Genomic DNA, 13,078 nt, shown 5'->3' on the forward strand with positions numbered 1-13,078 from the left:
GTTCGCAAGCGCAAAAATGCTGACCTTAGGTCAACTTGCTCCGACCACCTTCAAGAGCACGCCCGCCGAGACCATGACGGCGATCATGGCCAGCATCGGCAGGCGCGTGGCGAAGGTCAGCGTCAGGGCGAGGACGGTCAGGCCCAGCGCCGCGAGGTCGAGGCTGCCGACGTCCGGCAGCATCAGGCGGAACAGCCCCGCCACCTCCATCGTCTGCCCGCCGCGGAACAGCAGGTGGATGGCGAACCACAGGGCCAGTTGGCCGATCACGCCGACAGCGGCGGCCGAGATCATGGCCAAGGCCCGCGCGGGTCTCGGCCGACGGCCCCAGCGCTCGAACAGCGGCCCGCCGGCGAAGATCCACAGGAACGACGGCGCGAAGGTGGTCCAGGCGGCCATCAGTCCGCCCAGCACGGCCAGGACCCAGGCCCACTCGACCGGCGCGGTCTGGAAGGCGCCGACGAAGCCGACGAACACGAAGACGAGGATCAGCGGTCCCGGCGTGGTCTCGGCGAGACCCAGGCCGTCCAGCATCTGCGGCGCCGACAGCCAGCCCAGGGCCGAGGCCGTCTGCCCAATATAGGCCAGAGCCGCATAGGCGCCGCCAAAGCTGATCGCCGCGAGGCCGCCGAAGGTCAGACCCATCCAGGCCAGGACGGAGCCGGGCGCGATCCACCAAGCCAAGGCGATCGGCGCCAGCCACAGCGCCAGGCAGGCCAGCGCCGTCTTCGCCTGGCCTTTCGGGGGCGCGGCGGGCGGCGGGAGCGCCCCCTCCCCGCCCTTGGCGGTCAGCCAGCCCAGGGCGCCGGCGCAGATGATCACCAGCGGGAATGGCAGGGTCGTGAAGGCCATCATCGCGAAGGCCGCGATGGCCGCCGAGGCGGCGGAGCGGTCCTTGATCGTGCGCCGACCGATCTTCAGCAGGGCTTGCAGAACGAGGGCCACCACCGCCGCCTTCAGGCCCAGCAGCACCGGCCCGGCCCAGTCCGAACGGCCATGGACGACATAGAGCGCAGAAAGACCCAGCATGACCGCCAGGCCGGGCAGCACGAACAACAGGCCCGCCGCCACGCCGCCGCGAACGCCGTGTATCCGCCAGCCCAGCCACGTGGCCAGCTGCTGCGCCTCGGGGCCGGGCAGCAGCATGCAGAAGCTCAGGGCGCGGGCGAACTCGTCGTCGTCGATCCAGTCACGGGTCTCGACGACCTCTCGATGCAGCAGGGCGATCTGTCCGGCGGGACCGCCGAAGCCCAGCAGCCCGACCTTAAGCCAGACACGAACGGCCTCGCCGAAGCTGGGCGGCGCGCTGCTCACGTCCGCCAGACGCGCGAGCGGCCGCCGGTCTCGCCCAGGCGCGCGGCGATCCAGTCGCCGGCGGCGCTGGCCGCGCCGTCGACGCTGGCTGGCGCGCCGATCATCACCATCGCGCAGCCGTTCATCTTCATGGGATCCGTCAGCGGCCGGAGGCGGAGTTCCGCCACTAGCAGATCGTTCGTGACGGTTTCCATCCCGCGCAGGAAGGCGTCGAAGGTCTCCAGGTCCTTGACCGGCAGCCAGATGGCCAGGGCCGCGTCTTTCGAACGGGCCAGGACGGCGCGGGTGGTGGCGACGATCCGATCGTAGTCGTCGGGCCGCTCGAAGGGCGGATCGATGACCACGAAGGCGCGACCGCCCTTGCCGGCCTGATTGACGGCGGCCGTGAAGCCATCGGCCTCCAGAGCCTGGGCGTTGGCATAGGGCGCCAGGCTCTCGCGGAGCAGCGCCACATCGTCGGGTCGCAGCTCACAGCCGGCGTAGCGGTCGGCCTTGCGCAGGGCGCGGGCCATAAGCAGCGGCGAGCCGGGATAGAGATCGCCATCGCGTCCGCCGTTCCTGCGCGCGACCGCCTTCAGCAAGGGGCCGAACACCGGCGGCGCGTCGCTCGCCGCCTTCAGCCGGAAGATCCCCGCCTGGGCCTCGCCCGAACGGCGCGCCATCTCGCCGGCGAGGTCGTAGCCCCCCGCCCCGGCGTGGGTGTCGATCACCGACAGCGCCTCGCTCTCCCCCTGCAGGGCCGAGAGCATGGCCAGCAGGATCGCGTGCTTGTGCAGGTCGGCGAAGTTGCCGGCGTGGAAGGCGTGGCGGTAGTTCATGGCCCCGTCCCTACCACGCCCCGTGGGCGCGACCAGCCTCCCGAAGCTCCTCGAGCATCTTATCCTTCAACGCCTGAGGCGCGATGATCTCGACGGAGTCCCCCCAGGTGAACAGGTGCCAAGCCAGCTCGCGCATGCCGCCGGCGCGGAAGGTGACCGTCACCGAGCCGTCCGCCTCCTGGCTCACCTTCTGGGTGGGGTGGAAACGCCAGCGCAAGGCGTCCTCGGCCCCCTTTGGCTTGATGCGCAGCACCACATCCTGGATCTCGTCGTGATAGATGCCGAAGCTCTCGTCGGCGAAGGCCTGCAGGGAGAAGCCCTCGGGCGGCGGGGCGGGCTTGTCGACCACTTTCAGATCGGTCATGCGGTCCAGGCGCCAGGAACGCGGCTTGCCGTTCTTACCCTCCAGCGCCACGAGATAGTTGCTGCGGCCGAAGAGAACGCCCAGCGGCGTCACCTCGCGCGTACGCCCCGGCGTGCTGCCGCCTTCATAGCGGAACGACAGGGCCTGGAGCCCCTTGATCGCCGTACGGATGGTCGCCAGCACCGATGCTTCCTCGAAGGGACGCGGGCCGGCGTGGACGGCGATCATCTCGGCCTGGACCAGCGCCTCGACGTCCGGAGCCACTCGCCGGCGGGCCGAGCCGCGCAGGGCGGACAGCAGCTTGGCCTCCAGGGCATAGAGCGAGGCCGCGCGGCTGTCGGCGCCCGAGGCGCGCAGCGAGTCCGCGGCCGTGCGCAGGGCCGCCAGCTCCTCGGCGGTCGGGGTCTGGAACAGACTGTCCAGACCCGAGGGAATGCGAAAGCGCTTGGTCGGCGGATCGTCGATCGCCTCCATCTGCGGAAACGCGGCCCAGACGGCGTCGCGCATCCGCTCGGCGGTGCGGCGCCCGACATCCAGGGCCTGGGCCATCTCGTCCAGGGTCAGGCCTTCGGCCGAGCCCGCCAACATGCGGGCCAAGTCCAGCAGGCGCGTCGCTTTTTCGTGTCTCATGCGTTCCTCAAGCAGACGCGTATCTTACGTCCGTTTCTGTCGCAAGACCCGCGCATTCTGCGGATGTCGAGACTGGAGAAGCCCCGAAGGAGCCTTGTATGTCGCGCTTTGCTTGCTCCCCCTGGGCGACCGCGCCCGTGAACCAGGCCATGATCTCGGCCGTGCTAGACTTCGCCGACATCCATCGCGACCTGGGCGGCGGCCGCACCCTGCGCCGGATCAGCCATGAGCGCGCGGCGCGGGCCGACATCTTCCTGCTGCTGGGCCGCGACGCCGAGCGGGTCACAGACATCGGCCTGGTGTGGAACGATCGCGAAGATCAGATCGTCCGCGTCACCGACGACGCCGAACTGCGCGATTCCCGGATGTCCGCCTGGGAGGAAGCTTTCGACCTGTTCGAGACCGAAGAGACCGACGAAATGGCCGAGCCGATGCGCCTCGTCGCCTGAACCACACCGCCCCCCCCCGCCTCCAAACCGCCTCCACGCGCGAAAAAGCGGCGCCGATCTGCTCAAAATCCGTGATCCGCCGCCGCGCAAAACGGCGCCCGCTGGGCGCCGGCCTTTGTGTTGCCGATTTATTTCAACGCCCCATTGCCGAAATCGGCGACTTCGACCCCCATGAATAGATCGGACAGTACCCGATATATTTTTAGTACCCGCGTCAAAACCAATAAGAACGGGGAGAAAAACACCATGGAGAAGGGAATCATCACGCGTCCATAAAGACAAAGAGGGGGCTATTAATGACTCGGCGTTTCAAACCTGCCTTGTTGGCGGGTATTTCTGCGCTATCGGTTACTTTTGGATACTCGGCATCCGCTTTTGCGGCGGACGCGACACCACCGGCGGCGGTTACGCCCCCCGATCCGACTTCCGAACTCGATGTCGTGGTCGTCACCGCCCGCGGCAAACCCCGGACCGTTCTGGACTCGGCGGTTCCCGTGGACTCGTTCAGCGAGAACGACATCAAAGCCTCCACGTTCACCGACACTAACGACATTCTGAAGACCCTGGTCCCGTCCTACACCCTGGCTCGCGAACCCATTTCCGACGGCGCCACCTTCATCCGCCCCGCCAGCCTGCGCGGCCTGCCGACCGACAAAACCCTGTTCATGGTCAACTCCAAGCGTCGCCACCGCTCGGCGCTGGTCAGCATCGGCGGCACCGGCTCCCAGGCGCCGGACGCCGCGACAATCCCCGCCTCGGCTCTGAAGAACGTGGTGGTGACCCGCGACGGCGCGGGCGCCCAATACGGCTCGGACGCCATCGCGGGGGTCATCGACTTCCAGCTGAAGGACAGTCCCAGCGGCGGCTCGCTCACGGCCCAATATGGCCAATACTATCTGGGCGACGGCGAGGACGTCCTGGTCACGGGCAATATCGGCCTGCCCATCGGCGAAAAGGGCTTCGTCAACGCTACCGTCGAATACACCAGTCAGAATCAGGTCAATCGTGGCCGGCAATATTGCAACGTCGGCATCCCGAACCAATCGGCTGGCTTCTGTGTGACCAGCTACGCCGCGGCCAACCCGTCCTACGCCGCCCTGATCCATGACTACGTGCAGAAGTGGGGCCAACCCGACGCCGAGGCCACGCGCGCGGTCGTCAACGCGGGCTATGACCTGACCGACAAGGTCTCGCTATACGCCTTCGCCAACTATTCGAAGAGCAGCGCCACCGAATACTTCAACTATCGTCCGCCGGTCAGCAACGCGGTCAACGCTACGCCCATCCGCCAGCAGGACGGCTCGCTGTTCCAGTTCAGCTCGATCTTCCCGGGCGGGTTCACGCCGATGTTCGGCGGCGACATCACCGACTACAGCCTAACCGGCGGCATTAAGGGCGAGCTTTCCAGCGGCCTGTCGTACGACTTCAGCGGCCGTTACGGGAACGACGAGCTTCGTTACACCCTGTGGGACACGGTCAACCCGTCGATGGGCGCGGCCTCGCCGCACTCGTTCTATGTCGGCACGCTGATCTCGTCGGAATCGGCCGCCAACGCCGACTTCGCCTATGACTGGGGCGGCATGGGCTTCCATACGCCGGTCACGATCAACTTCGGCGCCGAATACCGCAAGGAAGGCTACGAGATCAAACCGGGCGACGTCCCATCCTACGTGGCGGGCACTTGGGCCGTGCCCGATCCATTCAAGTTCTGTAACGCCACGACCCATACGGCCACGGCCGCGGGCGCGGCTCTGCCGACCACGGCCGGCCTGAACTGCGCCAACTACCTGTCAGACGCGTCGGACGGCTTCGCCGGCATCGATCCGGTGTACAACGCCCTGGCGGTTGGCTCGAACGGCGCACCGGGCTCGCCCCCGTCCTATTCGGGCAAGCTGACCCGCGACTCCTACGCAGGCTATGTCGAAGGTTCGGCCAACATCACCGAAGCCTGGTTCTTCGACCTGGCCCTCCGCGGCGAACACTTCTCCGATTTCGGGTCGACCTGGAACGGCAAGGTGGCCACGCAGTACCAGATCACCCCGAACTTCGGGATCCGCGCCTCGGCCGGTACGGGCTTCCGCGCTCCGACGCCGGGTCAGCTGTTCACGACCAACGTCTCAACCCGCGTCGAGAACGGCGCCATCATCGCCTCGGGCCTGTTCCCGGCCACCAATCCCGTGGCCCAGTTCATGGGCGCAAAGGAGTTGAAGCCCGAAAAATCGGTCAATCTGGCCATCGGCTTCACGGCCTCGATCATGGATGGCCTGTCGCTGACCGTCGACGCCTACAGCATCAAGATCAACGACCAGTTCTACGCCACCACGCCGATCACGGTGACCCCGACCATCCGGGCCGCCCTCGTCGCGGCCAGCGTACCGGGCGCGGACACCATCGGTCAGGTGCAGTTCTACCAGAACGCCTTTGACTCCAAGACCACCGGCGTCGACGTCGTCGCCACCTACCGCAAGAGCTGGGAGAACGGTCAGTCGACCAACTTCACGGTCAGCGGCAACTACAACAAGTTCAAGGTCCAGAAGGTCTTCTCGGCGAACTTCTTCGACGCCGAAGGCGTGTTCGACTTCGAGCACGCCCAACCCCGTTGGCGCTCGGTGGTTTCGGCCACGCACCAGATCGACAAGTTCAAGGCCACCGGCCGCCTGAACATCTGGGGCCCCTACAAAAACATGTTCAGCGTCGCCAATCCGATCGTCCAGAAGTGGGATCCGGAGACCTTCGTCGACCTGGAGCTGTCGTACCAGGCCACCGAAAACTATTCGGTCGCCATCGGCGCCCGGAACCTCTTCGCCAACTACCCCGATCCGGACAAGACCGGCGAGTCGGCCACCAACGGCCGCCTGTATCGCTCGGATTCGATCGTCGATTGGCAGGGCGGCTTCTGGTACGCCAAGGTGTCCGCGACCTTCTAGGATCGGGACATCGCGCCATGCGAAGGGCCGGGCTCATCCCCGGCCCTTTTGCTTTTCCGACTACAGCGCCTTTCCCATTCGGATCAGCGGCACGCGGTAGCCGGTCGAAGTCTCCGCCTCGAACGGCTCGATCTCATGATAGCCGCACGCGCGGTACAGCGGCGCGCCGCCCATGGTCGCGGCCATCTCGACGCGCGAAAAGCCCGCGGCGCGGGCGGCGGCTTCGCAGGCGTCCAGGATCAGCCGGCCGACGCCTTTGCGCGTATGGTCGGGATGGGTGTACATCGCCCGCACCCGCGCCGCGTCGGTCTTCGGATCCAGAAAGGCCGCGTCGCGCCCCGCCGAGTGGTCGCCGCCGAACAGGGTGGCGCGCCGGCTCCAGCCGCCGCAACCGGCGATCGCCTCGCCATCCTCCACGACGAAATAGGCGCCGTCGGCGATCAGCTGAGTGTCCAGGCCCATGATTTCGAACGAGGCCTTCACCCCCTCCGGCGGCAGGAACGCTCCCAGCAGCTCGCCGATCGCGCGGTCCATGAGGGCTGACAGGACCGGCATGTCCTCGGGACGCGCCAGGCGCAGAAGAAGGTTGGGTTGGGACGAATTCATCACGACTCCATCACGGCGCGGCCAGGCCCCGGAAAACAGGGATTCGGCATGACGTCGGACAATGTTTCGCCCTCGCCCACCGATCGCCCATCGGCCGCCCCAGGCGCCCAATGGCGAGGCGACTAACATGTCAGTCTCCGTCTCGACTGAAAACGGATTGCGCCAGCGAGGCCGTAATTTCGAGATGGCGGCGTTCCGGCGTGCAGGGTCCGCCGGCCTCGAGCTCGACGTCCCGGGACGCCGGCCGATAACGAACAGGCGGGGATGGTTATGAGTGGATTGGACGCGTCTTCTTCGGGTGGCGTGCTTACACGGCGTCGGTTCTTCGAAAGCCTGGCCGCGGTCGGCGGCATGTCGCTGGTGCTGTCGGGCATGGAGGCGCTGGGCTACGGCATGGCCTCGGCCACCGAGCTCCCCCCCGAGCTGACCGGCGGCGCCAAGAACACCAAGATCGTCATCCTGGGCGCGGGCCTGGCGGGCATGACCGCCGCCTACGAGCTGAGCAAGGCCGGCTATCAGGTGCAGGTGCTGGAGGCGCGCTCGTTCGCGGGCGGTCGCTGCCAGACGGCGCGCAAGGGCTTCAAGCACACCGACCTGATCGGCCATGAGCAGACCTGCGAGTTCGACGAGGGCCACTACATCAACCACGGCCCGTGGCGGATCCCGTATCACCACCGCTCGACCCTGCACTACACCAAGAAATTCGGCGTGCCGCTGGAGAGCTTCGTCAACGATAACGACGCGTCGTACGTCTATTTCGAGAAAGGCGCGGGCGCGCTGGCCGGCAAGCCGGTCCGCAAGGGTGAGATCGCCGCCGACATCCGCGGCTACACTGCCGAACTGGTCGCCAAGGCCGCCAGCCAGGGCCAGTTGGACGCTCCCCTGTCGGGCCTCGACCGCGAGAAGTTCATCGCCTACGTCGTCAACGAAGGCCGCCTGTCCAAGGACCTGGCCTACAAGGGCACGGAAGGCCGCGGCTTTTCAGTCCATCCTGGCGCGGGCGTAAACCCCGGCCCCGGCAAGGAACTGCCGCCCTTCGCCTTCAAGGACGTGCTCGACAGCAACGCCTGGCGGGTGCTGAGCTCGGTCACCGGCTATGAGCAGCAGCGCACCATGCTGCAGCCGATCGGCGGCATGGACCAGATCGCCAAGGCCTTCGAGAAGCAGGTCGGACCGATGATCCGCTATGGCGCCGTGGTCGAGAAGATCAAGCAGTCGCCCACCGGCGTGACGGTCTCGTACAAGGGCGCAGACGGCAAGAAGACCGAGGTCACTGCCGACTACTGCCTGTGCACCATCCCGCTCAGCGTGCTGAAGCAGATCGACCTGGACGCCTCGGCGCCGTTCAAGGCGGCGATGGAGGGGGTCTCCTACGCGCCGGTCAACAAGATCGGCCTGCAGATGAAGACGCGCTTCTGGGAAGAGAAGCACCACATCTACGGCGGCCACGTCTATACCGACACGGCGATCAATTCGATCACCCTGCCCTCTTACGGCTGGCAGGGGCAGAAGGGCGTGCTGCTGGGCTACTACATGTTCGGCGGCGAGGCCGCCCGGATCAGCGCCAAGAACCCGGCTGATCGCGCGGCCTACGCCGTCGCGGCGGGCCAGAAGATCTTCCCGGAATACGCCGAGAACTTCGACAACGCCTTCTCCTTCTGCTGGCACCTGGCCGAGTACAATCTGGGCGGCTGGGCCGAGTGGGGCGAGGACGGCCGCAAGAACAGCTATCCGACGCTGTGCGAGCCTGACGGCCGCCTGTACCTGGCCGGCGAGCACCTCAGCTATCTTGGCGGCTGGCAGGCCGGAGCCATCGAATCCGCCTGGCAGCAGATCGGCAAGATCCACGCCCGCGTGTCGCAAGCCTGAGACCAGAAAAGATGATGATCAGATTCTTCCGTTTCGCCGCCTTGGCGCTGGTCGCGACGATCGCCGCGCCGGCGCTCGCCTCGGCCGCCACGCCGCAATCGCAGTTCATGGACAACTGCTCGGCCTGTCACCAGGCCACCGGCAAGGGCGTCAAGGGCGCCTTTCCGCCCCTGGCCGGCTCGCCGCTCGTCCAGGGCGATCCGAAGATCGTCATAACCACGGTGCTAAATGGCCGCGCGGGCATGCCGGCCTTCAAGGACGACCTGACCGACGCCGACCTGGCGGCCATCCTGACCTATGTCCGCGGTTCGTGGGGCAACAAGGCCTCGGCCATCAAGCCCAGCGACGTCGTGGCCGCCCGCAACGCCGCCAAGGCCGCCGCCAAGGCGCGCGGCCTGCAGGCTCACTAACCGAAGCGTGACAGCCGAAAGTGGATACCGGTTTCGGCGCCCGTCACGCGTCAATGTTTGAATTCCACAGGGAGAAGACCTCATGAAACGCCTCATCGCCCTCGCCGCCGGCATCGCCGCCCTCGCCGGCGCCGCCCACGCCCAGGAGATCGTCCGCGGTGGCGATCCCAAGTCGGCCATCGCCAGCGTCGTCACGGTGCCGGCCGGCTACGACACCATCTATGTCAGCGGCATGACCCCGCCGGTGATCGATGAAAAGGCCACGGGCGTGGCCAAGTTCGGAGACACCAAGACCCAGACCCTGGGCGTGCTGGGCCGTATCGAGGCCGCCCTGAAGACGCAGGGCGCAACCATGGCAGACGTCGTGATGATGCGGGTCCTGCTGGTCGGCGATCCGGCCAAGGGCGGCAAGATGGACTTCGCCGGCATGATGGAGGGCTACAAGACCTACTTCGGCACCGCGACGCAGCCCAACAAGCCCTCGCGCATCACCAGCCAGATCACCTCGCTGGTCGCCGACGGCATGCTGGTCGAGATCGAGGTCCAGGCGGCCAAGAAGAAGTAGGGCCGGCCCGAGCGTTCCAATTTCATCGTTACGCGAAATTAATTTCGTGACAACGTTGTCAAACGCAATTCAAACGTCTATATGGAAATCAGCCCTTTCGGGCGTTTCCTCCCAATGACTCGGCCGCCTTCTTCTCCTGGAAGGCGGCCGTTCTTTTGTCTGGAGCTCGGCTCAGGCCGAGATGTTCACCAGCACGCCCGTCAATTCGCCGGTGGCCTGGCTCAGCGCCGCGCCGGCCGCGGCGGTGGCCTTGGCGTTGGTCTGGGCCACCGCCAGCTGGGTCAGGTCGACGATCGCCGCGGCGGCCTCGCTCGAAGCCGCCGGACGTGGCGTATATTGGGCGGCGTTGGCGGCGGAAACCTGCACGGCGCATTCCTCTGGTGATCGATGGCAATCTGGTCGGCAAGCCTTAAGCGGACCTGACCAAACAGGGTTAACCCTCAGGCCGTGACGATCCGCCCCTCGCGCGCTTCGACCGGCCAGGGCGACAGCCTGGCGCCGACGCACGGGCCGCCGACGCAGGCCCCCTCTTCCACAGTGAACACCGCCCCGTGCCAGGAGCAGGCGATCAAGCCGCCGTCCGGCGTCAGGTACTGGTCCAGTTTCTGAGCCAACGGCAGGCCGGCGTGGGGGCAGCGGTCGACATAGCCGAACACCGCCTCGCCCCGGCGCACCACGAAGCCGTGAAAGCGGGCCTCGCCGATCTGCAGCACATAGTTTCGCGCCGCCCCATCGGCGATCAGGTCCAGCGGACCGAGATTGATCCCGGCCCGCGTTTCCCAGATCCGACCGACAGTCGCGACGTCTTGGCTCAAACCCGCTCGACCGTCTGCTCGATGGCGCCGAAGATCGAATGACCCTTGGCGTCCTTCATCTCGATGCGGATAGTGTCGTCGCCCAGCAGGAATGGCGTCTTCGGCGCGCCCGTCAGGATGGTCTCGACCGTGCGTAGTTCGGCGAGGCACGAATAGCCCAGGCCGCCCTCGCTGATCGGCTTGCCGGGACCGCCGTCCTCGCCACGGTTCGACACGGTGCCCGAGCCCACGATCGTGCCAGCGCTCAACGACCGGGTCTTGGCGGCGTGGGCCACCAGGGTCCCGAAGTCGAAGGTCATGTCGACGCCAGCGTCGGCCTTGCCGAAATCCTGGCCGTCCAGCTCGACCAGCAGGGCGCCGTGAAGCTTGCCGTCCCTCCAGGCCTCGCCCAGCGCGTCGGGCGACACCGCCACCGGCGAGAAGGCGCTGGCCGGCTTGGACTGTACGAAACCAAAGCCCTTGGCCAGTTCGCCGGGGATCAGGTTGCGCAGGGAGACGTCGTTGCAGAGCATGACCAGGCGGATGGCCGCCAGGGCCTCCTCGCGGGTCGCGCCCAGCGGCACGTCGTCGACGATCACGGCGACCTCGCCTTCCAGATCGCAGCCCCAACTGGCGTCGGCCAGGGGGATGGTGTCGCGCGGGGCCAGGAAACCGTCCGACGCGCCCTGGTACATCAGGGGATCGGTCCAGAAGCTCTCGGGCATCTCGGCGCCGCGCGCCTGACGCACCAGCTGGACGTGGTTCACATAGGCCGAGCCGTCGACCCACTGGAACGCGCGCGGCAGCGGGCTCAGGGCGTCGTGCTCGTGGAAGCGCTCCTTCGGCACCGAACCGTGCTCGAGGCTGTCGGCCAGCCCTTGCAGCATCGGCCCGCAACGCGCCCAGTCGTCCAGCGCGGCCTGCAGCGTCGGCGCGATGGTCCCGGCGTCGGTGAACCAGGCCAGGTCGTTAGAGACCACCACAAGCCTGCCGTCACGGCCGCCCTTGAGAGACGCGAGCTTCATCGACGCTTCCTCTTTCCCAGTTCTAGTTAAGGCAGGCGGGCCTTGGGGAAACCCGTCCAGCAGGCGTCATAGTCACCCTGAAGCGCGGAAGTCTCCAGAGCGAACTTCGTCGGCCGGATCACCCAGCGGCTCTCGAACATGAAGGCCATGGTCCCGTCGATCTTGTGCGGTCCCAGCTCGGCCTCGGTCGCCTTCGTGTGGCTGGCGACGTCGGGCCCGTGGTCGCTCATGCAGTTGTGCAGGCTCGCGCCGCCCGGCGAAAAGCCGCCCTCCTTGGCGTCATAAGCGCCGTGGACCAGGCCCATGAACTCGCTCATCACATTGCGATGGAACCAGGGCGGTCGGAACGTGTGCTCGGCCACCATCCAGCGCGGCGGGAAGATCACGAAGTCGCAATTGGCCGTCCCCGGCGTGTTGCTGGGCGAGGTCAGGACCGTGAAGATCGACGGATCGGGGTGGTCGAAGCTGACGGTGTTGATCGTGTTGAAGCGCGACAGGTCGTAGCGGTACGGCGCGAGATTGCCGTGCCAGGCCACCACGTCCAGCGGGCTGTGATCCCACGCGGCGGCCCACAGCGCCCCCTGGAACTTCTGGATCACCAGGGTCGCTTCATCGACGTCCTCGAACGCCGCCACGGGCGTCTCGAAGTCACGCGGATTGGCCAGGCCGTTGGAGCCGATCGGCCCCAGGTCCGGCAGCTTGAACGCCGCGCCATAGTTCTCGCAGACATAGCCGCGCGAGGGGCCGCCGACCTCGACGCGGAACCGCACGCCGCGCGGGATCACGGCGATCTGGCCAGGGCCCGCCGTCAGCACGCCCAGTTCGGTGACCAGGGTCAGCACGCCCAACTGCGGCACGAGCAGAAGCTCGCCGTCGGCGTTGTAGAACACCCGGTTCTTCATCGACGTGTTGGCGAGATAGAGATGCACGCCGAGGCCGTTCAGCGTCGCCGCATCCGCGTTGCCGGCCAGGGTGACCAGGCCATCGACGAAGTCGGTCGGGGCCGCCGGGATCTCCAGCGGGCTCCAGCGCAGGCGGTTCGGCGTCACCGGGCCGTGGAACGCCGAAACCAGCCTGTCCTGGGCATAGGGTTGATACGGCCCATGCCCGGCGCTTGGCCGCAGGCGGTAAAGCCAGCTGCGCTTGTTCTCGTGGCGCGGCGCGGTGAAGGCCGTGCCGGACAGCTGCTCGGCATAGAGGCCGAACGGCACGCGCTGCGGTGAGTTCTGGCCCACCGGCAAAGCGCCGGCCACGGCCTCGGTGGCGAAGTGGGCGCCGAAGCCGGTTTGGTAGCGGAGGTCCATGTG

General features: G+C 67.0%; 13 protein-coding genes. 5 read left to right on the plus strand and 8 right to left on the minus strand.

All coding sequences use genetic code 11. The annotated features are described in order from the left end of the window. Window positions 1-30 precede the first annotated feature (30 nt). From chrA to EIK80_RS23395, 3 genes are read right to left on the minus strand one after another with little or no spacing between them, the layout of a single operon-like run. Window positions 31-1,314: a chromate efflux transporter gene (chrA, locus tag EIK80_RS23385; protein ID WP_125159416.1), complete on the minus strand. Its 1,284-nt coding sequence runs from the start codon at window positions 1,312-1,314 to the stop codon at window positions 31-33. Continuing rightward, on the minus strand, window positions 1,311-2,132 hold the full coding sequence (gene rlmJ, locus EIK80_RS23390; RefSeq protein WP_125159417.1) for a 23S rRNA (adenine(2030)-N(6))-methyltransferase RlmJ: 822 nt from the start codon (window positions 2,130-2,132) through the stop codon (window positions 1,311-1,313). Before rlmJ ends, chrA begins: the two co-directional genes overlap by 4 nt. A 10-nt stretch (window positions 2,133-2,142) precedes the next feature. Beyond that, window positions 2,143-3,126 carry a YafY family protein gene (locus tag EIK80_RS23395; protein WP_125159418.1) on the minus strand — a complete coding sequence of 328 codons (984 nt, stop codon included), beginning with the start codon at window positions 3,124-3,126 and terminating at the stop codon, window positions 2,143-2,145. A 98-nt stretch (window positions 3,127-3,224) separates the two neighbouring features. On the opposite strand from EIK80_RS23395, the gene EIK80_RS23400 reads away from it, so the two are divergent. Both EIK80_RS23400 and EIK80_RS23405 read left to right on the plus strand, forming a co-directional pair. Further along, window positions 3,225-3,575, plus strand: a complete 351-nt coding sequence (locus EIK80_RS23400) for a hypothetical protein (protein WP_125159419.1) — start codon at window positions 3,225-3,227, stop codon at window positions 3,573-3,575. Between the two features lie 296 nt (window positions 3,576-3,871). Then, the gene (locus EIK80_RS23405) at window positions 3,872-6,502 is read left to right on the plus strand and encodes a TonB-dependent siderophore receptor (RefSeq protein WP_125159420.1); all 2,631 of its coding nucleotides are present in this window, start codon (window positions 3,872-3,874) and stop codon (window positions 6,500-6,502) included. 60 nt (window positions 6,503-6,562) lie between these two features. Here EIK80_RS23405 and EIK80_RS23410 read toward each other — a convergent pair whose 3' ends face one another. Beyond that, window positions 6,563-7,108 (minus strand): GNAT family N-acetyltransferase, encoded by a 546-nt coding sequence (locus EIK80_RS23410; RefSeq protein ID WP_125159421.1) that lies wholly within the window; start codon window positions 7,106-7,108, stop codon window positions 6,563-6,565. Between the two features lie 270 nt (window positions 7,109-7,378). On the opposite strand from EIK80_RS23410, the gene EIK80_RS23415 reads away from it, so the two are divergent. From EIK80_RS23415 to EIK80_RS23425, 3 genes are all read left to right on the plus strand, one after another. Further along, window positions 7,379-8,977, plus strand: coding sequence for a flavin monoamine oxidase family protein (locus EIK80_RS23415; RefSeq protein ID WP_125159422.1), 1,599 nt, complete (start codon window positions 7,379-7,381; stop codon window positions 8,975-8,977). Window positions 8,978-8,991: 14 nt separating this feature from the next. Continuing rightward, entirely contained in the window at window positions 8,992-9,387 is a 396-nt protein-coding gene (locus EIK80_RS23420) for a cytochrome c (RefSeq protein ID WP_125159423.1), read from the plus strand. An 82-nt stretch (window positions 9,388-9,469) separates the two neighbouring features. Continuing rightward, on the plus strand, window positions 9,470-9,952 hold the full coding sequence (locus tag EIK80_RS23425; protein ID WP_125159424.1) for a RidA family protein: 483 nt from the start codon (window positions 9,470-9,472) through the stop codon (window positions 9,950-9,952). A gap of 171 nt (window positions 9,953-10,123) precedes the next feature. Here the strand turns inward: EIK80_RS23425 and EIK80_RS23430 are convergent, their stop codons facing one another. The 4 genes from EIK80_RS23430 to hmgA form a co-directional block, all read right to left on the minus strand. Beyond that, window positions 10,124-10,318, minus strand: a complete 195-nt coding sequence (locus tag EIK80_RS23430) for a hypothetical protein (protein WP_125159425.1) — start codon at window positions 10,316-10,318, stop codon at window positions 10,124-10,126. A 74-nt stretch (window positions 10,319-10,392) separates the two neighbouring features. Further along, a complete protein-coding gene (locus EIK80_RS23435; RefSeq protein WP_125159426.1) occupies window positions 10,393-10,767 on the minus strand; it encodes a Rieske (2Fe-2S) protein in 375 nt (124 codons plus the stop codon). After that, window positions 10,764-11,771, minus strand: coding sequence for a fumarylacetoacetate hydrolase family protein (locus EIK80_RS23440; protein ID WP_125159427.1), 1,008 nt, complete (start codon window positions 11,769-11,771; stop codon window positions 10,764-10,766). The genes EIK80_RS23435 and EIK80_RS23440 overlap by 4 nt, the downstream gene beginning before the upstream one ends. 26 nt (window positions 11,772-11,797) lie before the next feature. Next, window positions 11,798-13,075, minus strand: a complete 1,278-nt coding sequence (gene hmgA, locus EIK80_RS23445; protein ID WP_125159428.1) for a homogentisate 1,2-dioxygenase — start codon at window positions 13,073-13,075, stop codon at window positions 11,798-11,800. Window positions 13,076-13,078 lie beyond the last annotated feature (3 nt).

Origin of the sequence: Caulobacter sp. 602-1 (assembly GCF_003931565.1) — a bacterium.
GTDB lineage: Bacteria > Pseudomonadota > Alphaproteobacteria > Caulobacterales > Caulobacteraceae > Caulobacter.